At 51.8% G+C, this 21,000-nt stretch carries 19 protein-coding genes; 8 read left to right on the forward strand and 11 right to left on the reverse strand.

All coding sequences use genetic code 11. From position 1 onward, the window contains the following. Positions 1-17: 17 nt before the first annotated feature. The 3 genes from TU92_RS17635 to TU92_RS17645 are packed head-to-tail and all read right to left on the reverse strand — an operon-like array spanning position 18 to position 3,163. Positions 18-2,069: an FUSC family protein gene (locus tag TU92_RS17635; RefSeq protein WP_112168491.1), complete on the reverse strand. Its 2,052-nt coding sequence runs from the start codon at positions 2,067-2,069 to the stop codon at positions 18-20. Between the two features lie 9 nt (positions 2,070-2,078). Beyond that, the gene (locus TU92_RS17640) at positions 2,079-2,936 is read right to left on the reverse strand and encodes an efflux RND transporter periplasmic adaptor subunit (protein ID WP_112168492.1); all 858 of its coding nucleotides are present in this window, start codon (positions 2,934-2,936) and stop codon (positions 2,079-2,081) included. A 2-nt stretch (positions 2,937-2,938) separates the two neighbouring features. Continuing rightward, positions 2,939-3,163, reverse strand: coding sequence for a DUF1656 domain-containing protein (locus tag TU92_RS17645; protein ID WP_112168561.1), 225 nt, complete (start codon positions 3,161-3,163; stop codon positions 2,939-2,941). Between the two features lie 194 nt (positions 3,164-3,357). Between TU92_RS17645 and slyA the strand changes: the two genes are divergently transcribed. Continuing rightward, complete coding sequence (slyA, locus tag TU92_RS17650) at positions 3,358-3,792, forward strand: transcriptional regulator SlyA (protein ID WP_112168493.1); 435 nt, start codon at positions 3,358-3,360, stop codon at positions 3,790-3,792. Between the two features lie 127 nt (positions 3,793-3,919). Here the strand turns inward: slyA and TU92_RS17655 are convergent, their stop codons facing one another. Beyond that, positions 3,920-4,390 carry an outer membrane lipoprotein gene (locus tag TU92_RS17655; protein ID WP_112168494.1) on the reverse strand — a complete coding sequence of 157 codons (471 nt, stop codon included), beginning with the start codon at positions 4,388-4,390 and terminating at the stop codon, positions 3,920-3,922. Positions 4,391-4,786: 396 nt separating this feature from the next. Here TU92_RS17655 and anmK point away from each other — a divergent pair, with 396 nt between their 5' ends. From anmK to pdxY, 5 genes are all read left to right on the forward strand, one after another. Then, on the forward strand, positions 4,787-5,905 hold the full coding sequence (gene anmK / locus TU92_RS17660) for an anhydro-N-acetylmuramic acid kinase (RefSeq protein WP_112168562.1): 1,119 nt from the start codon (positions 4,787-4,789) through the stop codon (positions 5,903-5,905). 85 nt (positions 5,906-5,990) lie between these two features. Further along, complete coding sequence (locus TU92_RS17665; protein ID WP_112168495.1) at positions 5,991-6,305, forward strand: MliC family protein; 315 nt, start codon at positions 5,991-5,993, stop codon at positions 6,303-6,305. 105 nt (positions 6,306-6,410) lie between these two features. Further along, positions 6,411-7,076: a pyridoxamine 5'-phosphate oxidase gene (gene pdxH / locus TU92_RS17670; RefSeq protein WP_112168496.1), complete on the forward strand. Its 666-nt coding sequence runs from the start codon at positions 6,411-6,413 to the stop codon at positions 7,074-7,076. 162 nt (positions 7,077-7,238) lie between these two features. Beyond that, complete coding sequence (tyrS, locus tag TU92_RS17675) at positions 7,239-8,513, forward strand: tyrosine--tRNA ligase (RefSeq protein ID WP_112168497.1); 1,275 nt, start codon at positions 7,239-7,241, stop codon at positions 8,511-8,513. Positions 8,514-8,616: 103 nt separating this feature from the next. After that, positions 8,617-9,477 carry a pyridoxal kinase PdxY gene (pdxY, locus tag TU92_RS17680; protein ID WP_112168498.1) on the forward strand — a complete coding sequence of 287 codons (861 nt, stop codon included), beginning with the start codon at positions 8,617-8,619 and terminating at the stop codon, positions 9,475-9,477. Between the two features lie 78 nt (positions 9,478-9,555). Here the strand turns inward: pdxY and gstA are convergent, their stop codons facing one another. The 4 genes from gstA to TU92_RS17700 all read right to left on the reverse strand — a co-directional run bounded on the left by gstA (position 9,556) and on the right by TU92_RS17700 (position 13,625). Further along, positions 9,556-10,161, reverse strand: a complete 606-nt coding sequence (gene gstA / locus TU92_RS17685) for a glutathione transferase GstA (protein WP_112168499.1) — start codon at positions 10,159-10,161, stop codon at positions 9,556-9,558. Positions 10,162-10,346: 185 nt separating this feature from the next. Then, positions 10,347-11,213: a 4-hydroxy-tetrahydrodipicolinate synthase gene (gene dapA / locus TU92_RS17690; protein ID WP_112168500.1), complete on the reverse strand. Its 867-nt coding sequence runs from the start codon at positions 11,211-11,213 to the stop codon at positions 10,347-10,349. 124 nt (positions 11,214-11,337) lie between these two features. Beyond that, entirely contained in the window at positions 11,338-13,011 is a 1,674-nt protein-coding gene (locus tag TU92_RS17695; protein WP_112168501.1) for a putative bifunctional diguanylate cyclase/phosphodiesterase, read from the reverse strand. Positions 13,012-13,355: 344 nt separating this feature from the next. Then, on the reverse strand, positions 13,356-13,625 hold the full coding sequence (locus tag TU92_RS17700) for a hypothetical protein (protein WP_112168502.1): 270 nt from the start codon (positions 13,623-13,625) through the stop codon (positions 13,356-13,358). Between the two features lie 170 nt (positions 13,626-13,795). On the opposite strand from TU92_RS17700, the gene TU92_RS17705 reads away from it, so the two are divergent. Next, positions 13,796-14,827, forward strand: coding sequence for an AraC family transcriptional regulator (locus TU92_RS17705; RefSeq protein ID WP_112168503.1), 1,032 nt, complete (start codon positions 13,796-13,798; stop codon positions 14,825-14,827). A gap of 165 nt (positions 14,828-14,992) precedes the next feature. Further along, a complete protein-coding gene (locus TU92_RS17710) occupies positions 14,993-16,888 on the forward strand; it encodes a diguanylate cyclase domain-containing protein (RefSeq protein ID WP_112168504.1) in 1,896 nt (631 codons plus the stop codon). 16 nt (positions 16,889-16,904) lie between these two features. On the opposite strand, the gene TU92_RS17715 is transcribed toward TU92_RS17710, so the two are convergent. The 3 genes from TU92_RS17715 to TU92_RS17725 form a co-directional block, all read right to left on the reverse strand. Continuing rightward, on the reverse strand, positions 16,905-17,459 hold the full coding sequence (locus TU92_RS17715) for a serine acetyltransferase (protein ID WP_112168505.1): 555 nt from the start codon (positions 17,457-17,459) through the stop codon (positions 16,905-16,907). A gap of 130 nt (positions 17,460-17,589) precedes the next feature. Continuing rightward, positions 17,590-19,101, reverse strand: a complete 1,512-nt coding sequence (gene dtpA, locus TU92_RS17720; protein WP_112168506.1) for a dipeptide/tripeptide permease DtpA — start codon at positions 19,099-19,101, stop codon at positions 17,590-17,592. A 586-nt stretch (positions 19,102-19,687) separates the two neighbouring features. After that, a complete protein-coding gene (locus TU92_RS17725; RefSeq protein WP_112168507.1) occupies positions 19,688-20,890 on the reverse strand; it encodes a CMD domain-containing protein in 1,203 nt (400 codons plus the stop codon). Positions 20,891-21,000 lie beyond the last annotated feature (110 nt).

Here is a 21,000-nt window from a genome sequence, read left to right on the forward strand (position 1 = left end):
CCATCGCTGTCTTAAGGTCAGGCGGGTTTTGCGGAGGTTATCGCAGGGCCCGCCGGACCGTTATCCGCCGAAATCGCCTGTTGCAGCTGCGACAGCGAGCAGTATAACCGCCAGATAACTCCAGCCAGTTCGCGCGCCGCCGGTTCAGGGTGATGCGCCAGTGAATTACTCATGCGCAACAACTCCGCCAGCGTCGCATCCAGATTCTCGTGGCTAACGCCGCGCTCCGTCATCACGCCTTTCAGACAGTGAATACAGACGTCACGCACTGCTGACAGCGGATCTGAACGGGTTTCCCATTCGCGCAGCTGCCAGACGATGTGGCTGCAGTTAAGCAGCACCACGCCCCAACGCAGCAACCAGGTACGGGAAAGCTGGTCTTTACTCTGATTGAGCTGGTTCATGCGGTGGTAAATCAGCGATTCAAACTGGAAATGGCTCAGCGACGGTTTACGGCTGAGCTGATCCATAAAGTCGCGACGCAGCGCACGAATAATGCGGCGACTTTTACGCTTATCCGAACTTGGTCGCAGTACCTGGAACGCAATCCCTGCCAGCATTACGCCCGCGATTTTCGCGACGCCATCGTTCATAAATGCCCCGTAGTCATAGTCCGGCGGGTTAGTCACCGCAAGAAATGAGCCCATGAAGACGATCATTTGCCCCCACAATCCGGCATAGCGTTTGTACTGCAATTTCATCATCTGCATGGTGACCAGCAATGGCAGGAAAAACGCGCAAAAGACCCAAAAATTATCGATCTGAATCATCAGCCCGAATTTGAGAATAAAACAGCCGATGAACAGCAAACCAAGCGATTTGATCAGTAGTGTCACGCTGCTGATAGGGGAACTGGTGGAGGAGTAAAGTACGCAGCTGACCGCCGTCAGCGCAACGGCACCGGAGCCAGAATCCCACTGCGTCGTCATCCAAAATGCGCAGCCGATCACGATGCACAGGAAGGTGCGCAGACCGTTATAGGCCGCTTCAACCGTATCGGTATGCTGCGCCAGATGGCTAATTTTTGGCGGCTGGAGCATCTCCGCTTCTGCGACGTTGGCATTTTCCACGCGGCGCAACCAACGCTCGCTGCGTAAATACAGCCAGCAAAAATCGCGTAAGCGCATCCAGAATGCCTGATGCCGGAAATCGGCAGTATCATTTGGTTTAATCAGTAAAAGGATTTGTGAGAGCCGGTACTTATCAGTGTGCGGATTACGCAGTTCGTCGAGCAATACGCTGAGGACGGGGGTGAGATTTTCCGGCAGCTGGGGCCAGTTCAGCAGCATACGACGCAGGCTGGAAATATAGCTGGTCATACGCAGTTGCTGATGAAGCAAATAATTGAGCACATTGTTCTGGCGGCGCAGCCGGTAATGGCTCCAGACGGCCTGAATGCGCAAAAGGTTCAGCGTCAGGATCTGGCCGATCAGTCCTTCATGGGAACTACGGATCTGATCATTAATTTCCGCGCTCCACAACAGTTGGGCATGTTCCAGAAGCTGTGTGTGCATTTTTCGCAGCGACGTGAGCAGGGCATCTCCGTCTGAGGTACTGGGAAGCACCATCATCATAAAACCGCCGCACAGAATGCCGGTGATCACTTCACCGACGCGCGCCTGAGCAATATCAAAAATTTGCGTCGTATCGGTGACGTTAACCGTGGAGAACGCGATGATCGCCGCCGTATAACCGGCGAGGGCGAAAGCGTAGGAGACATTGTTTTGATAGTGGTTGGAAATGTAAGTACACAGACCCAGCCAGCCTGCGATGGCGAAAGTGAACAGCCACGGCTCATTGAGACAATGACCGGCGATAAATACCGCACCGACTGCGCCAAGCAGGCTGCCGATAATACGGCCAATACTTTTACTGATGACGCCGCCAACCGTGGGAAAACTGACTACAGCAGCGGAAGTGAGCGCCCAATAGGGTTCATCCATCTGAAATTCAAAGGCGACCAGCAGTGAAAGCACCATCGCCAGGGAATTACGCAGGGCATAGCGCCATTGGCCGCCCGTGGCTTTTCCCCACGGGGTATTTTTCCATTCCAGCCAGGAGAAGTTCATGGTGTGGCCTTAATTAAGGATCGAAATTGTGCAGGTGGTTCCTGCGACCAGCACGGTATGCTCCGGCACATCCTGAAGCTTAATGCGCACCGGTACACGCTGTGCCAGACGTACCCACGGAACGTTCGGTTTAACATTCATCAATAGGTCATCAGAGACATCCTGACTCTGGTCGTAAATCGCCCGTCCAATACTTTCCACCTGACCTTTCAACGGGATATTGCCGTTGAATAAGGTGATATCAGCCAGCGCACCTTCACGGATATTCTTCAGCTTAGTTTCTTCGAAATAGCCCAGCACATAGAAAGAGTGAATATCCACCAGACCGACCAGCGGCGTACCGGTGGTGGCGTAATTGCCCTTACGCGTTTGCAGATTGGTGATATAACCGTCGGTTGGCGCAACAATATTGGTTTTGCTCAAATTCCATTGCGCCTGCTCTAATGATGACTGCGCAGCCTGATAAGCCGCCTGCATCGCTCTGGCGCTAATATTAGATTCATCGAGCGACTCTGCTGAAATAACATTTGTGCCCAGACCACGGCGGCGTGCGGCTTCATGGTTGGCTTTGGCTAAATCTGCGGCAGCTTTCGCCAGTTCGGCCTCGGCATTATTTACCGCAATTTTGAATGGCACCGGATCGAGACTGAACAGCGGATCGCCACTTTTCACGAACTGGTTGTCATGAATATTGATATCAATAATGCGACCGGACACTTCCGGCGTGATATCAACAATTTCGGCCCGTACTTTACCATCACGCGTCCATGGCGATTGCATGTAGTAATTCCACATCCACCATCCGGCACATATTGCGACGGCAAAAACCAGCACTGTTGAGAAGTATTTGAGGGTTTTGAATTTCATTTTCAGAGGTTCACCATGAGCAACAGTGCAGCACAAATAGAGATCACAAAAAGGGATAAATCCATCAACGTCGGATGCCAGACTTCACCGGAATAGATCCAATCACGCAGCACCCGATGTATCAAAAGCCAAAATACCAGTCCCAGTAAAAATGCTTTGAACATAGGGGGGAAATAAAGTGAGGCACCCAGCACTAAATCGGGGAGTGGGAAGCCTGCGTGAAACATTTGCGCATTCACAATATTAATCTCTGCCAGTGATTGTGTTATAAACGACGTTACCATTGGAAACAGACCTGCGGTTTCCGGGTGTAATAGTACCTGTCATTATATATTGAATTGTAATTTCTCGATTAAAGTTCCTAAAACTAAGCTAAACTCTGGGGAGTTATCTTAGCATGCTAATTATAAGGAGGGGATAATTGGAATCGAATCTTGGGTCAGATCTAGCACGATTAGTTCGTGCCTGGCGTGCGTTAATCGATGACCGGCTTAAGCCGTTAGAACTCACGCAAACTCATTGGGTAACACTGCATAATATCAATATGTTACCTCCAGAACAGTCACAAATTCAGCTGGCGAAAGCCATTGGGATTGAGCAGCCTTCTCTGGTTCGTACGCTGGATCAGCTCGAAGAAAAAAAGTTGATTACCCGGCAGACCTGCGCCAGCGATCGCCGTGCCAAACGCATCAAACTCACGGAAGAATCCGCGCCGATTATCCACAAAATGGAGACGGTAATTGACTCTACCCGCAAAGAAATTTTGTCCGGTATGTCAGCGGCAGAAATTGAACAACTGGGCGGAATGTTGTCCCGGCTGGAAAAAAATATTGCTTCACTGCAAAGCAAATCATAAGAAACAGATTTCTTTTTACGTCACACAGCCTTGTTTCAGCCCTGATTTCAAAAAGGGTTATCCATAAAAAAACCGAAGCCATTGGCTTCGGTTTTTTGGTTTCAGGCTGCATTGCAGCTGAGAAGACTCAGGCGCCTGGAGACACTGTAATGGTGCTGCCACTGCTCGCCATGCTGACACGCTGGCCGACGCTGAATTTAGTCGGGCCGGCTTTCTGAACAACCTGAATAGTGGTGCCGTCATCACGACGGATTTGCAGTTCTACACCGTTAGAACGGTTAAGGTTACTTTGTACACCCTGACCAGCAACGCCACCGGCGACTGCGCCTGCCGCGGTCGCCAGACTACGACCGGTACCACCACCCACGGTGTTGCCGAGGAAACCACCTAATACGGCACCGCCCAGCGCACCGATGATGTTGGAATCATCGCCACCCTGGATCTGCACCGCACGGGTAGAAACGATGGTGCCGTAAGTGACCTGCTGGATTTGTTTTGCCTGCGAAGAAGAATATACATCGCCAGACAGAGAGTTATCGCTGACGCAGCCAGCAAGGGAAACGCCGGCAAGTGCGACGACAAGTAAACGCTTAATCATAAATAGCTCCTTTAAGATGCTGCTGCACTTCTGACAGGGTAGCGACAACAACAGAGAAAAACTGACACACAGTTCAACATCACTGTCGAGGCTGTCATTTACCATATTCACTTAACTGTCTTCAAGTATAACGAAGTTCTCTTCAACTAATAATAAACGCAGGTTTAAGTTTAAGACAGCTTTGTGTGAAATCAAAAACACCGCTGTTTAACATACTGAGTGCTTGTTTTTACATCACGGATAAATTGAAAAAGACGGTATCGTGAGATGAAAAACACGGGGTCATCACAGGGTATGATAAAAATTCAGTAATTCATGGTGTTGTGATCTGAATTCGGCCTACTCTGTGAGATAGCCAGTCAGGGCCTTTTTACTGAGGAATGAAGAATGTTATCTATGAAGTCGGGTCGCTACATCGGGGTGATGTCTGGCACCAGCCTCGATGGCGTTGATGTCGTGCTGGCTGCTATCGACGAACGTATGGTCGCACAGCAGGCAAGCTATTCGCATCCCATTCCCCTCGCACTTAAAAACGCTGTGCTCGGGATGTGTCAGGGGCAACAGGTGACGCTGGAGCAGGTCGGCGCGCTGGATACCCAGCTGGGCATTCTCTTTGGTGAAGCGGTGCAGGGGTTGCTGAAAAGCGCGGGTATTTCACCGGAGGAAGTGACGGCGATCGGCTGCCACGGTCAGACGGTCTGGCATCAGCCAAAAGGCGACACCACATTTTCGATGCAGCTCGGTGATAACAACCGCATTGCGGCTATGACCGGGATTACGACCGTCGGCGATTTCCGCCGCCGTGATATGGCATGGGGCGGGCAGGGCGCGCCGCTGGTGCCCGCATTTCATCAGGCCTTGCTGGCCGATCCGGCCGAGAGGCGGATGATCCTCAATATCGGCGGCATTGCCAATCTTTCCATGCTGCTGCCGGGACAGCCGGTACGCGGCTATGACACCGGCCCCGGTAATATGTTGATGGACGCCTGGATTTCACGCCATCAGAATCAGCCTTACGACAAAGGCGCCCAATGGGCGAGTCAGGGGCGGGTGAATTTACGGCTGTTACAGCAAATGCTTTCCGACTCTTATTTTGCCGAACCTGCGCCGAAAAGCACCGGGCGCGAATACTTCAACATGTCGTGGCTGGAGAAGCAGCTGGCGCGCGGCCCTGAAGTGTCTGCGGTGGATGTTCAGGCGACGCTGACAGAACTGACGTCGGTGAGCATCGCCGAACAGGTTCAACTGACCGGCGGCTGCGATCGTCTGATGGTCTGCGGCGGCGGCGCACGCAACCCGCTACTGATGGCGCGCTTATCCGCGATGTTGCCGGGCACCGAAGTTTGCACCACCGATGCTTTTGGCATCAGTGGCGACGACATGGAAGCTCTGGCCTTCGCCTGGCTGGCGTTCCGCACGTTATCCGGCCAGTCGGGCAATCTGCCGTCAGTGACCGGTGCCAGTCGGGAAACCGTGCTCGGAGCCATCTATCCGGTGGTTTCTTCCCGCACCTGATGCGTTCTCGGTTTTATCTCAATGTGCTGCGCCAGCGGGCGTGGTACATATCGGAGATAGACCAAAAACATTCAGGGAGTCACAGATGAAAAAGGCGATTTTCGCTGCTTTAGCAGGATTAACGCTGGCCGGATGTAGCCAGTTTCAACATCAGGCTGAAAGCCCGACGCAGGAATTACATTATCAGTGCGGCACCTTGCCGCTGACGGTCACACTGGATAAACCTGCACGGCAGGTGAGCATGGTGCTTGATGGTGAACAGCTGAAACTGAAACAAGTGGAATCGGCGTCCGGAACGAAATACAGCGACAGCCATTACACCTTCTGGTCCAAAGGCAATCAGGCCTTCGTTCAGCGCGGTGATAACGTGATCATCGATGACTGTGTTCAAAAGTCTTAATTCAGCCCCATTTACTTTCTAAAACCCCGCGTCAGGAACGTTGAGATCCTGACGCGGCGGGTGCACAATGCAGTTACCTTCCTGTTGATACGCAATTGAATCCATATGGCTGATAATAATGAATTTGATGTTGCCGACTCGCGTCGTGAATACACGCGTGGCGGGCTGCGTCGTGCCGATCTGACGCCCAAACCGCTGCCATTATTTGAGCACTGGCTGAAACAAGCCTGTGAGGCCAAACTGGCCGATCCCACGGCGATGGTGGTGGCTACGGTTGATGAGAACGGGCAGCCGTTCCAACGGATCGTGTTACTCAAGCACTACGATGAAAAAGGGCTGGTGTTCTACACCAATCTGGGCAGCCGCAAAGCACAACAGCTGGCACTGAATTCGCACATCAGCCTGCTGTTCCCGTGGCACATGCTGGATCGCCAGGTCATCGTACTCGGTCAGGCCGAACGTCTTTCCACGCTGGAAGTGATGAAATACTTCACCAGCCGCCCGAAAGACAGCCAGATCGGCGCGTGGGTGTCCCAGCAGTCCAGCCGGATTTCGGCGCGTGGCGTGCTGGAAAGCAAGTTCCTCGAACTGAAACAAAAGTTCAGCAAAGGCGAAGTGCCGTTACCGAGCTTCTGGGGTGGTTTCCGTGTGAAAGTGGATTCTATGGAGTTCTGGCAGGGTGGCGAACACCGTCTGCACGATCGCTTCATTTATCAGCGCGATGCCGAAGAAAGCGAAACTGGCTGGAAAATAGACCGTCTCGCCCCCTGAACGAACAAAATGATGCGAATTCCTAGCGCTCGGGCGATGAGCGCTTTATTCTATGGCGTCCCCCGTAATGGTGAGAGAAAAGGCACATGCGCGGCATGATGCCGGACACGTATCTGCACACATTCAGTACATAATTCTTAGTACATACAAACGGAGTCTTTGATGGCGAGCAGCAACCTGATTAAACAACTGCAAGAGCGGGGCCTCGTTGCCCAGGTGACGGATGAAGAAGCGTTAGCAGAGCGACTGGCGCAAGGGCCAATTGCACTCTATTGCGGTTTCGATCCTACCGCAGACAGCTTGCATTTGGGTCATCTGGTGCCATTGCTTTGCCTGAAGCGTTTCCAGCTCAGCGGCCACAAACCTGTGGCACTGGTGGGCGGCGCGACTGGCCTCATCGGCGATCCAAGTTTCAAAGCTACCGAACGTAAGCTCAATACCAATGAAACCGTAAACGAATGGGTTGAGAAAATCCGTCATCAGGTTTCGCCTTTCCTTGATTTCAATTGTGGTGAAAACAGCGCGATTACCGCAAATAACTACGACTGGTTCGGCGGCATGAACGTGCTGACTTTCTTGCGTGATATCGGTAAACATTTCTCTGTTAACCAGATGATCAACAAAGAAGCGGTGAAACAGCGCCTGAATCGCGATGACAGCGGTATTTCCTTCACCGAGTTTTCTTACAACCTGTTGCAGGGTTACGACTTCTCCGAGCTGTACAGCCGCCATGAAGTGGTGCTGCAAATCGGGGGTTCCGATCAGTGGGGTAACATCACATCGGGTATAGATTTAACCCGTCGTATGCACCAGAAGCAGGTCTTTGGCCTCACCGTTCCGCTTATCACTAAAGCAGACGGCACCAAATTCGGTAAGACCGAGGGCGGCGCAGTCTGGCTGGATCCGAAGAAAACCAGCCCGTACAAATTCTACCAGTTCTGGATCAACACCGCTGACGCCGACGTTTACCGTTTCCTGAAGTTCTTCACCTTTATGAGCATTGAAGAGATCAATGCACTGGAAGAAGAAGACAAAAACAGCGGCAAAGCCCCGCGCGCGCAGTACGTACTGGCGGAAGAAGTCACCGGCATGGTACACGGCGAAGAAGGTCTGGCCGCGGCGAAACGCATCACCCAGAGCCTGTTCTCCGGCTCCCTGAGCGAAATGACCGAAGTCGATTTCGGCCAGCTGGCGCAGGACGGCCTTGAGTTGTTTGAAGTGCCGCGTGATACCGATCTGCAACAGGCGCTGGTGATTGCCGGTATGGCACCGTCCAAAGGACAGGCGCGCACCATGATTTCCTCAAACGCCGTATCCGTTAATGGCGAAAAACAGACAGACACTGAATACAGCTTTGCTGACAGTGATCGCCTGTTTGGCCGTTACACTCTGCTGCGTCGCGGTAAAAAGAACTACACCCTGCTGCTCTGGGCATAAGCTTTACGACCGGCATCATGAGGGGCTCAACGGCCCCTCATTATTGCCAAGACATCTCAGTCATTCCGCCATCTTCCGATGACGTTGCTATCGGTAATTCCTCATGAAAAGCATTCTTTCGATCCAGTCACACACCGTTTTTGGTCACGCCGGTAACAGCGCGGCGGAATTTCCTATGCGTCGCATGGGCGCAAACGTTTGGCCTCTGAATACGGTTCAATTTTCTAACCATACACAATACGGCCACTGGACGGGTTGCGTAATGCCAGCCAGCCATTTGACTGAAATCGCGCAGGGTATCGGTGAAATTGATCGCCTGAAAGATTGCGACGCTGTGCTGAGCGGTTACATCGGCTCGCCTGAGCAGGGCCAGAGTATTCTGGAGATAGTACGAAGGGTGAAAGCGGCGAATCCGGATGCCTGGTATTTTTGCGATCCGGTAATGGGCCATCCTGAAAAAGGCTGTATCGTCGCGCCGGGCGTGGCGGAGTTTCATTGCAATCAGGCCTTAATCAACTGCGACATAATCGCGCCAAATCTGCTGGAGCTGGAATTACTCAGCGGCCACGCAGTGGCAAGCGTCGAAGAGGCCGTCGCCACCGCGCGTGAGCTTATCGCCAAAGGCCCGAAAATCGTGCTGGTGAAACATCTGAGCCGCGCTGGCTATCACAGTGACCGCTTTGAAATGTTGCTGGTGACGGCAGAAGAAGCCTGGCATATCGATCGTCCGCTGGTGGATTTTGGCGTGCGTCAGCCGGTCGGCGTGGGTGATCTGACCAGCGGTTTACTGCTGGTGAACTTGCTGAAAGGCGAAGCACTGGATAAAGCCCTGGAACATGTGACAGCTGCGGTGTACGAAGTGATGCTGGCAACACACGCGATGGGCGAGTACGAACTGCAAATCGTCGCCGCACAGGACAAAATGGTAAACCCGGAACATCATTTCCCGGCCGTTAAGCTGTAATAAAAATCTTAAAGCCTGATTAATAAAAACGCCCCGCGCTGAGTCAGCCGGGGCGTTTTTTTATGCTTCTACGAAAACTTATTTCAGACCTTCAGCCGTCAGGGCAGCATCAACTGCCGAACGTGCGGCCACGCGATCCAGATATGTATTCAAATCGGTCAGCGCGCTCAGATCGAATTTCAGCGCTTTAGCCCAACCCATCACGGTAAACAGGTACGCATCAGCCACGCAAAAACGTGCGCCCAGCAGGAATTGATTTCCTTTCAGTGATTCATTCACGTAGGCAAATTTTTTGCTCAGCGCTTCACGGGTGAGGGTTTTGAACTCTTCCGGCGTTTTCGGATTAAACAGCGGCGAGAAACCCTTGTGCAGTTCGGTGGCAATATAGTTCAGCCATTCCAGCGCGTGATAACGGGCAGGTGTGCCTGGTTCCGGCATCAGCTGGCGGTCAGGTTTCTGATCGGCAATGTATTGCACAATCGCCACGCCTTCAGTCAGGATGCTGCCGTCGTTGAGCAACAGCGTCGGGATCTGACCCTTTGGATTGACTGTCAGAAAATCGTCACCGGTCTCGGTTTTTTTGGTCGCTAAATCCACTTTCTCGATGCTGAAATCCAGATCGGCTTCGCGAAGAATAATATGTGGGGAAAGGGAACAGGCACCGGGCTTATAGTACAGTTTCATAATCACTCCATCTGATAAGTAATCAGGCAACCCCGGGAACGCTCCGGTTCACGGGGCAGCGACAGGGTATAGACAAACTGCTTCTATCCTAGAACCGGCGGGAGCAAAAGTCAGTGTTTTAATTGCGTCTGATAACACAAAGTTACGGCGTGGTGAACGTTGCGCCGTTCGCCACACCATCAGATTTAGCGGGAGTGCTGATTAAGATAGTTGCGGATCGCCGTTTCGACATTTTCCGGCGCAGGCAACATCGGCGAACGAAGTTCGTTTGCCATCAACCCGTCCAGCGACAGGGCGAACTTAATCGCTGCCGGATTGGGGGCGGAAAACATCAGGCGGATCATGGGCAACAGGCCGAAGAAAGTTTGGCGGGCAGCGATCAGATCGCCTTCTTTAAACTGTTTGATCAGTGCGACAAACTCTTCCGGGAAGATATGTGACGAGGCAGCAATCGCGCCCGCGCCGCCCAGACTGAGGGTGGAGAAAATCTGTACATCTTCGCCGCACAGGACATCCAGCTCACCGTCAGCAATCAGCGACAGCGTCAGATCAATGCTGCCGCCGCAATCTTTGATGGCCGTAATGCGCGGGTGCTTCGCCAGCTGGCGCAGAGTATCGAGTTCCATCTGTACGCCGGTGCGGTAGGGAATATTGTAGAGCATCACCGGAACGGAGGCGTTATCGGCAATTTCAGTGAACCAGGCTACCAGCGCTGGCTGGGAAGGGCGAATGTAATACGGTGCCGGCACCAGAAAACCGGCGACCGGACGGCGGGAAATCGCGTCCTGCATCTCGCGGATCACCGGCATATGGGTGCCGGACAGCCCCATGATCACCTGATTTCCCGGTACGATTTCCAGTACAGCATCCAGTACCTGCAATTGTTCTTCTTTGGTTAGCATCGGTGCTTCACCGGTGGTACCGCAGACGACAACGCCGTCGACGCCCCGTTTGAGCATCCGGGTGCACAAGGATTTCAGTGCAGAAAAGTCGATCTCGCCCTGACGAAAGGGTGTGACCAGTGGAACCCAGATACCTGAAAACGATGACATGTTGTATTTCCTTAAACGGCGTAATTGATCAGCCTCAGATCATGTCAGTAAAACAGGGACGAGCGCCAATTGAATGAATTAATAAGGTGTTTTGAGTTATCTATGACGCTTATGAGAGCCTGACTTAACTGCTGGCTAAGATATCCATTTCGGCGCCCAACAGCGTTTTCAAAACCTCTACCGGCACCGGGCGTGAAAAAAGATACCCCTGAAGATGCGAGCAACCCGCTGATACTAAAAAGGATTTTTGCAGCTGATTTTCAACGCCTTCTGCAATGACGTTGAGATGCATTTTATTGCCGAGCTGAGAGACTGCGGTGACGATGGCGGCAGTATCATTCACTTCTGTGACGTACTGCACAAACGACCGGTCGATTTTCACGCTGTCGACCGAGATATCCTTGAGCAAACTGAGGCTGGAATACCCGGTACCGAAATCATCCAGTGATATTTTCACCCCCAGCTTACGCAGTTCCATGAGGTGACTGAGGCTGGTGGAGTTCGCATTCATCACCGAGGTTTCGGTCAGTTCGAGTTCAAGGCGAGAAGTCGGGAAACCCTCTTCGGCCAGCAACGCCTGGATCCGCGCGCCGAAATCGGGCTCACCCAGTTGCACCGCCGAAACGTTGATCGCCAGATTGAGCTGATTGAAGGGTTTTATATCCCGGCAGGCCTGCCGCAGAACAATTTCACCCAGCTGAATGACCAGACCGGTCTCTTCGGCGAGCGCAATAAACTGTACCGGAGACACCGCGCCCAGCACGCCGTGATTCCAGCGCGCCAGCGCTTCCACGCACACCACTTTCTCATCACGACTGCGCAGGATCGGCTGATAGACGCAGGTCAGATCGCCTTCTCTGGATAACGATTCGGCCAGCGCTTTGACCATGATGCGTTTGCTGACGGTGCTGGCATCGAGTAATTCTGAATAAAACGAGAAAACATTTTTACCGCGCTGCTTGGCTTCGAGAAGGGCGGTATTCCCGCGACGCATAATTTCACCGGCGGTAATATTTTCAGCGCCAAACATGACAATCCCGAAGGAGAGTGTGATCAGCGGATTAGCGCGCGTCAGCGTAAAAGGCTGACGCATCATGACCAGTATTTCCAGTGCAAGATTATGCGTCATTTCACTGGTCGGACTGTCGCGCAGAATAATTGAAAATTCATCGCCGCCTATGCGCGAAACGATACCGGATATCCCGACTTCATTGCGCAGACGCTGGCCAAATTCACATAAAATAGCGTCGCCAGCCTGATAACCGTAGGTATCGTTGATGTAATTAAAGTCATTGAGATTAAGCAGGAATAGGGCGTAGGTTTCCGGACGATACATCCGTTGTGCGGCAATCTGGCTGAGTTCTTCATTTAATGCGGTACGGTTTGGCAGGCCAGTTAATACATCATGGCGCGCCAGATAGCGGATCTGCGCCTCGGAATTTCGCAGCAGCGAAATATCCATGATTGAGGTGAGAATATAATGCCGCTGCTCAAGCGTGACGCGGGATTTCCTCACCAGCACATTGCGTCGTTTTCCGGCAGGGTCAATCATCGTTTCTTCATGAACCGTTTTTTCACCGGTTGCCAGTATCTCAATATCGCGCTCGCGCTGACGTGCGGCCTGTTCAGGGTCGGTGAAGAAGGAGACGTCTTCACCAATCAGTTCTTCACGCGAACGACCATAAAATTCGCTGGCTTTCTGATTAAGAAATACCAGTTTACGCAGATCGTCTTTTAATACTGTCGCTTCGGGAAGGGCATCGAGAACTGCCTGGCATATCGCAATATCAGTAAGCATGAGAGAAATACCCCGAGCAGAAAATGAAGGTGATGTGGCCCGGCTGTTCGGGCAATAACTTCATCAGGTTTTTGCAATTATTACTCACAAATGGATGAGAATATTAAGGTTGTTTTTAAATTCTAAAATTCAATTGGTTATCATGTGCTAAGTAAAGTATTCAACATTTTATTCGGGTGAATAACGATCAATTAACCCCTGTGCGTTTTTTTCAGGACGATAACGTTATTTTCCCTGCCCGTCGTCGAAAAACTGACCGGTGAATATAACATTTCGGAATTTCTTTATGACGTCAGGAAGGTATTTGGTAAAGGTGTGAAAGTGCATGACTACGTCTGTTCAGACTAAAGATCTTTCTTAGTGCCGAACTTTTTATCCCACTCACGTCGGTATCCGCGTGATTGCTTACGGCCTTTCAGCCACAGAACGGTACAAACAATGCAAACCCCTGCGGAGAAGACGATGTTACGCATATCCTGATCGTAGAAAATCACCAGGACGCAGTCGAGCGCAGCCACGATGGCGAACCATTTGTGCATATGAGACTGACGACGGGTTTCGGCATTGATGCGTTTTAACTGACGTCCTTCATCCAGGACTTTTCGTTTTTCCATCGGCTTTTCCTGGTGAGTTGGGCGAGTCATCGGGGTGAGGGCTGAAAACGTGCTTGTTAAGAATAGCAAATTGGCTGTCTCATTTCCTTATCGTTATTTTCGTCTGGTGATTGATTTCCCAGCGGCGCGTAGAGTATCTTTTAGGAATTATCTTAATTCTCGGTGAGAAAATGAGCGACTCGTCTTCACGAAAGATTGTTGATGGTGCCAACATTTATCAGGATTTTGAAACCCGTTTTTATGAATGGGAAGACGGGATGTCGAGCGCCGGTTTTAAACTGGAGCTGCCAGACAAAAACCGTGAAGAGTTTGACTGGGGCGTCACCGGTTATAACTTTGGCCGCGTGATTGGTGGGGTGTTGACGGTCAGTGAACACGACATTAACCGCCAGTACGGCAACCTGTTCTCGATGCCCGATCATATCGTGATTTTTATCGTCATTATCGGCGGAATGGACTGCCTGTGTTTTGGCGAGCGTTTTCAACTGTCACAGGGCGACATCCTGATCCAGGATATGTCGCAGCCGATACAAATCCACGTTTATCCGGGGGATGTAAAACCGCGTCTTGGTACCTATCAGTACATCATTATGCCCAAGCACAGCCTGAATTTTAATGTGGATATCGCCTCGCTGCACGGCAAGCGTCTTCCTGCGTCATCGCCGGTGAATATTATTTTACGCAATCACTTCGCGACCATGGTCCAGGTTTTTGATCAGATGACTGAGCAGGAAGTACTTAGCACCGGCGAAGGCGCCGCATCGGTCTTTCTGCAAACGTTGCATCTGGTCGCCGGTAAAAAAGTGGAGCATCCTTTCGAGCAAAGCGCACGGCTTGAACGCATCTGTCTGCACATTGAAAAGCATCTGAGCAAGCCGATCGGCATTGATGCACTGTGTAAACATTTTGCGATTTCCCGCTCAGGTTTATATCGTTTGTTCGAACCGCTTGGCGGTATTGCGCAGTTTATCCGCAGCCGCCGCGTGCTGCTGGCGAAGCGTCTGTTGCGCACATCGTCAATGTCTGATCAAAGCCTGGCCGCGATTGCCCGTCACTGCGGCTTAGAACTGAGCGTGCTGCGCCGGTATTTCCATGAGTTTTACGGAGCCACGCCGTCGGAGATGCGCGACCGATTCCGTCGCGACGCCGAGCAATCGGGGCATCCTGGCGCTACACATGTCAACTGGGTCAGTTCCCTTTAATGAATTGATTTTCCACTCATTGTTTAAAGATTGTTAATTAATTAGTTTTTTTATGATCTGTCACTATTCTGATTTTTGCCCGCAATGGGTGGAATGAGCGCCGTTTTTACGGGTAAACGCAGTAGACTTGCTGAGTTGTCCAACGGTAATCATTGAGAGTCCATCATGTTAGTCCCTCAGCAGGCAGTAGATGAACAGGCGCGTCTGACCATTCTGGCGTCTCTGGGCATACTGGATTCGCCCAGAATCGAGGAGATAGACCGCATCACCCGCATGGCTGCCCGGCAGTTTCAGGCTAAAGCGGTAGTGGTCTCACTGATTGACGCGGAGCGTCAGTGGTTTTTATCCCAGACCGGCCTGAATATTAATCAGTCGCCCCGCGATACGTCTTTTTGCGGCCACACCATTTTGGGCTCCGAACCGCTCATTGTCAGAGATGCCAGACTGGACCTGCGCTTTCACGATAATCCGCTGGTAGCGGGAGATCCGCATATTGTGTTTTATGCCGGCTGCGCGCTGTATTCCAAGGAAGGTGTGGCACTCGGATCCTTTTGTCTGCTCGACGACCAGCTGCGTGGATGGAGCGATGAAGACCAGCAGACATTGCTGGATATGACGGCGCTGGTGCAAAGTTACATCCTGCATCTTGAGAACCGTCAGTACACCGCCACCGTCGAAGACAATCTGGCCAAAAGTGAAGCCCTGTTTGAGCAAACTTTTGCACATGCGGCGGTGGGATTCTCGCTGGTGGCGCTCGACTGGCGCTGGCTGCGCATCAATCCGCAAGTCTGCAATATGCTGGGCTATGCCGAATATCAGTTGCGCGCCTGCCTGTTGCATGACGTCACCCATGCCGACGATGTGTACGCTGAAAACATTCTCATCCCCCGCTTGCTCTCTGGCGAAATCAACAGCTTCAGTGTCGAAAAACTTCTGCAACGCGCCAATGGCAGCACGCTCTGGGTCACACTCACCGCCTCGCTGGTGCGTAACGCCGCAGGCGAAGCGCACCACTACATTGTGGTCATCAGCGATATCACCGAGCGCAAGCACATCGAACAGGCGCTGTATTCGCTGCAGGGTGACCTTGAGCGGCGGGTCGCTGCGCGGACCATCGAATTGCAGGTGGCGATGGATCAGCTGCATCAGGAGATTGCCCAGCGTCTGACGCGCGAGCGGGAACTCACCGAAAGTAAAAATCGCCTGCGCGCAATCACCGATAATATTCCGGCTCTGATCTGCCATGTAGATGCCAGTGAGCAGTACACCTTTGTGAATCACTTCCATGCAAACTGGTACGGCGTTGAAGAGGAAAAAGTCCGCGGGCAGCAGGTGCGCGATGTGATGGGCTACGCGACTTATCAGGTCATTCAGCCCTTTATCCGTCAGGTTTTGCAGGGGCAGACTGTCAGCTACGAAATTGAATTGCCGGAAGACTCAGGGCACGGCACGGGCGGCGTTTTACACACAACGCTTATTCCCTGCGACGATGTACGTAACGGCTATTACGGACTCTCAACGGATATCACCGAGATAAAGAAACTTCAGGCGCAGCTGGAGTTCGAAGCAAACCATGATTCCCTGACCGGCCTGCCTAACCGCCGGGCGTTCCAACAATCTCTGATTTACGCTGCCAGACAACAAGAAAAGGCAGACAAAGATATCGCATTGCTGTTTTTGGATATTGATAATTTTAAAGCGTACAACGACACCTACGGGCACGAATTTGGCGATTTGGTTCTTAAATTCTTCGGGCATACCCTGCGCGACAATTTGCGTTCGCAGGATATCGTCGCACGTCTGGCGGGCGATGAATTCACCGTTTTATTGAGTCATCTGGGCAACACTGAAACTGACGTCAGCCGTATCTGTATTGATCTGATAGGCGCGCTCGGTTCGATAGAAAAAGTCGCCGGTATACCGGTGGCGCTGTCTGCGAGTATCGGCGTCGCCGTCGGGCGTGCGCGTCAGCCGCTCATGCCTGAAACCCTGATGGCCCGCGCAGATGCTGCAATGTACCGGGCTAAACAGGGAGGGAAGGGACGTTATTATCTGGGGTGAGTGCGATACTGAAATATCAGGTTTTGATGATGATTTTAGTGGTCTTCTCGGTATAGCAAACGGCGTTTTCCGGGATGCTTTTATTGATGTAAGACATCGCCCCGACCACGACATTTTTGCCGATAGTAATGTCGTTACCTATGATGCAGCAATTCGCGCCGATATCCACATTATCGCCAATCAACACGCTTGTGCCGCCGATATCCTCTTTGATACCGATCGTGGTGTTTTGCCTGATCCGGACATTTTTCCCTATAACGCAATAGGGGTTAATCACAATGCCCGTCAGGTGAGGCAGCCTGATCCCTTCGCCAATTTGCGCGCCCAGCATAATTTCGATGCTGTACTTTTTGATGAGTGAGAAATTGATCTTCCGCGCACGGCTTTTACAAAAATGGCTGTCAGTGGAATAGAGGTAACTCGCAATTCTCCACCAAAAGATATACCGGTGATGAGGCTGTTTAATACACCTGACAAAGATGCGTCGCCAGGAAAATGACTTTTTGTTTTTCAGTATATCAGCAGCCAGATAGCGGGTGAGTTGTTCGTATTTGCTGTAATTCTGGCTCATCAGAAAAGGTCCGGTTTGGTAAGTTTTAACTTACACAATCCTAACACAATGAAGACGTTTGCTAAATTCCTCCCAAAAAAACGCCTCCCGGAGGAGGCGTTCGTCAACCATCATCAAAAGCGCTCTGCGATTATTTCGCGGAAGCCAGCTCAGGTTGTTTTTCGTCAGTGTCGCGATCCAACGTCATGCGGTGCAGTTTAGACGCGGTCACCAGCATCAGCACGGCAATCACAGCGGTCGCCATACCAATCTGCAGGAACACATGGCTGTAAATCGACAGAGATGCGTGGGCATCTTCAATGTCCGCAGGAACAGCGGTCAGGTTCGCCACGTAGCCTGCGATAATCGCTGCCGCAGCAGTCGTCAGGAACCATGCGCCCATGATGAAGCCCATCAGACGTTGCGGAACCAGTTGTGCCACCATCGCCAGACCCAGACCCGAAATCATCAGCTCACCGATACTTTGTAACGCATAGCTCAGTACCAGCCAGTTAACGGAGACGATACCGTGTTCGTTAGCAAGGCTTGCACCCCACGGCAGCACCAGGAACGCACCGGAACACAACACCATACCGATCGCAAATTTGTGCGGCATTGGCATACGGTCACCGACTTTGGTGTAAACCGCGGCCAGCAACGGGCTGGCAACCATGATCCAGAACGGGTTCAGTGCCTGGAACTGCTCTGGCTGGAAGCTGATACCCAGCAGATCGTGACCCACATTATGGATCGCGAAGAAGTTCAGGGAAGTTGGCATTTGGCTGTACAGCACGAAGAATACAACGGCTTCCATCATCAGCAGGAAGGCCACAATCATCTTACGACGTGCAATGCCTTTCATCGCGAAAGTTTCTTTCGCAAAAACAATGATGATCCCGATAGAAACGACCGCCAGAACCATACGTGCGATGGTTTGGTTATGCAGCAACCAGCTGGAAATGAACACCAGTGCCACAACGCCGACCAGTACCATCAGCAGCTTTTGGAATTGCAACGGTTCGAAGTCCGGTTTTGAACCCTGACGTTTTACCCATTTGCGGCAGAACATGAAGTTCACGATAGTGATCAGCATACCGACGACGCTCAGGGAGAACGCGACGCTCCAGCCGTACTTCGCTGCTAACCACGGGGTGGCAAGCATGGAGAAGAATGAGCCGATATTGACCGACATATAATACATGGTGAATGCGCCATCAAGACGCGGGTCATCTTTTTCATAGCAGGTAGAAAGCAATGAGGATGGATTTGCTTTAAACAGGCCGCTGCCGACGGCGATGGTCGCCATACCCAGATAAACCCAGAAGACTTCGTGGTTGGAATACGCAACGAAGGAATAACCTAATGCCAGCACAATCGCGCCCAGCACGATGACGCGTTTGGAACCCAGCACTTTATCACCCAACCAGCCACCGATAGCCACGAAGCCGTAGACCAGCGCACTGAAGGATGAGAACAGGGTGATCGATTCCGCTTCACTCAGGCCAAGTTGCTTGACCAGGTAAACCGCCATGATCCCTTGCAGGCCGTAATAACCAAAACGTTCCCAAAGTTCGATGGAGAAAATCAGGTAAAACGCTTTTGGCTGTTTGAAGGCGTTCAGACTCACGCTTTCGTTGTTAGGTGTTTTGTTTGCAGTTGACACTCGTACCTCTGTTTATTCCTTCCGGCCGTATGGCGGAAACGCATAAGTGGCGCGAATTAAGCACCCTTTGCATTGTTATAAGATGGGATGACGGCAGGTAATGTTCACTATCTTCGTAAATGAGGCAAGGAGTTTGACATATTCGGTTACATATAACTTTTCCGTACTGATTAAACTGTGTTCGAAATGTTATGCAGAATTAACGTTTATGTTTTTGAAATAGACAATGCGAATATGTTGTATGAATAATCATCTCTAAATGCATATATCTTTTGTTTTTTCAGAGCGTTTAAAGGTGGCTTCATTCACTCGTTAAAATTGAATATGCAGTGAATAAATCTGCTTTAGCGTGCATATGCGTTACTTTATCCATGAGAGACGGGGCATAAAAGGGAAGTGGAAAACGATAAACAGGGTAATGTGATCTGCTTCTCGTTTTAACACTAAATTTTCGATTGAAAATAAGATTAGTACGACTTAGAGCGGTTAAACGGCGGGGTCATTTACAATTGGAGTCTCAGGCAGGGGGAAATCCTGCCTGAGTTGAAGAATAAAGCATCAGTGGGAAAGTCTGGAAATTAGCCGATCATTGACTCACTGTATCGCCCAGCGTTTGGATCAGACGATTTGACCAGCTGAACAATGCGGCCGTCAGCAAAATATCCAGAGATTGCGTGGCAGTGTAGCCCGCGTCAGAAAGCCCGTGCAGCAGTCGCGCATCAAAACGCTCGGGAGTCCGGGTCAGGGCAATCACGCTTTCCAGTAAGGCCGCTTCTGCGCTGCCAGCCTGTTTCTGCGAAACCGCATCCACCACCTCGTCACGATAAGTCGCTTCAAACAGCTGTTCGATTAATTCCGTACGGCCTTCAGCTTCCAGATACAACCGGCCGTGGATCCCCGCGCAGTACAAACAACCATTAAGCTCTGAAGTGGCCACCGCCGCGAGTTCGCGCCACGCGGCTTTAGGGCGCTCGCCCGCCTGCATAATGTTGTTAAACACGGCGGAAAATTCGCTCAGTGCATCGGCGTTGTGTACCAGTAAGGTGTAGAAAGAAGAGGAGCGGGCGTCCGGTGCAATCAAATCCAGCACATCCTGCTGATGCTGACTGGCACTTTCGGGAGCGACTTCCGGCAGCCGCGAGGACCATTGCAACATCGCCAGAGAATACCCTTTCTGCTCGCAACCTTCCGGAGAAGGGAAGCCCGGCAATACCGCTGCCGCCCGGCCACGGAGTCCGTTCAAAATGGCCAGTACGCGCGCCTGATAACTCACAAAACCGATCAGCTGGGTAAAGGTCACAATGTCCTGTGTGCTCAGGCCCACGTCATTGAGCTGGCTCAGCATAGGCGGGGTAATTAAGGTCGGCTGGGTGGCGAGTAATCTGGCGAACTGAGTGATATGGGTCTGGCGGATGTTACTTTCACGGGAGGCGTCAGGGCTGGAGAGCGGGGCGAGGCGTGCGGCGTAATGGCTACAAAGTGGCTGTACGCCGCTCACCTGCGCGACGGTCAGCGCGCTGCTCAGCCGGTCATATAAAGATAGCGTCTCGGTGCGGGAAACCTTCAGGCTGTCGGGAAAAAGCACGTCGTAACAGGCGCGGGAGGCATTCAGTAATCCCTGACGCTCATGAATCAGCGAGCGCAGCGTCGGGTCGAGTTGTGCATCTTGCCCGAGCAGAAAGCGATCCTGTGCCAACGCAGCGTGCGGATCAAGCGGCAGATGACCCTGCTGGCTGGATTGAGTTTCGTGATACCAGCCGCTGTGCGCGGCCTTGCGTTGTTGTTCCATGAACGGGTCCTTTGCTTCAGGCCTGATACCTCAGGCAAATTTACAGACCCTATCGTTGCTTATCCTCGTGTCGAGATAAAATAATGTTAAGCGATAAATCATAGCGAAAT

This window comes from Rahnella inusitata (assembly GCF_003263515.1).
GTDB lineage: Bacteria > Pseudomonadota > Gammaproteobacteria > Enterobacterales > Enterobacteriaceae > Rahnella > Rahnella inusitata.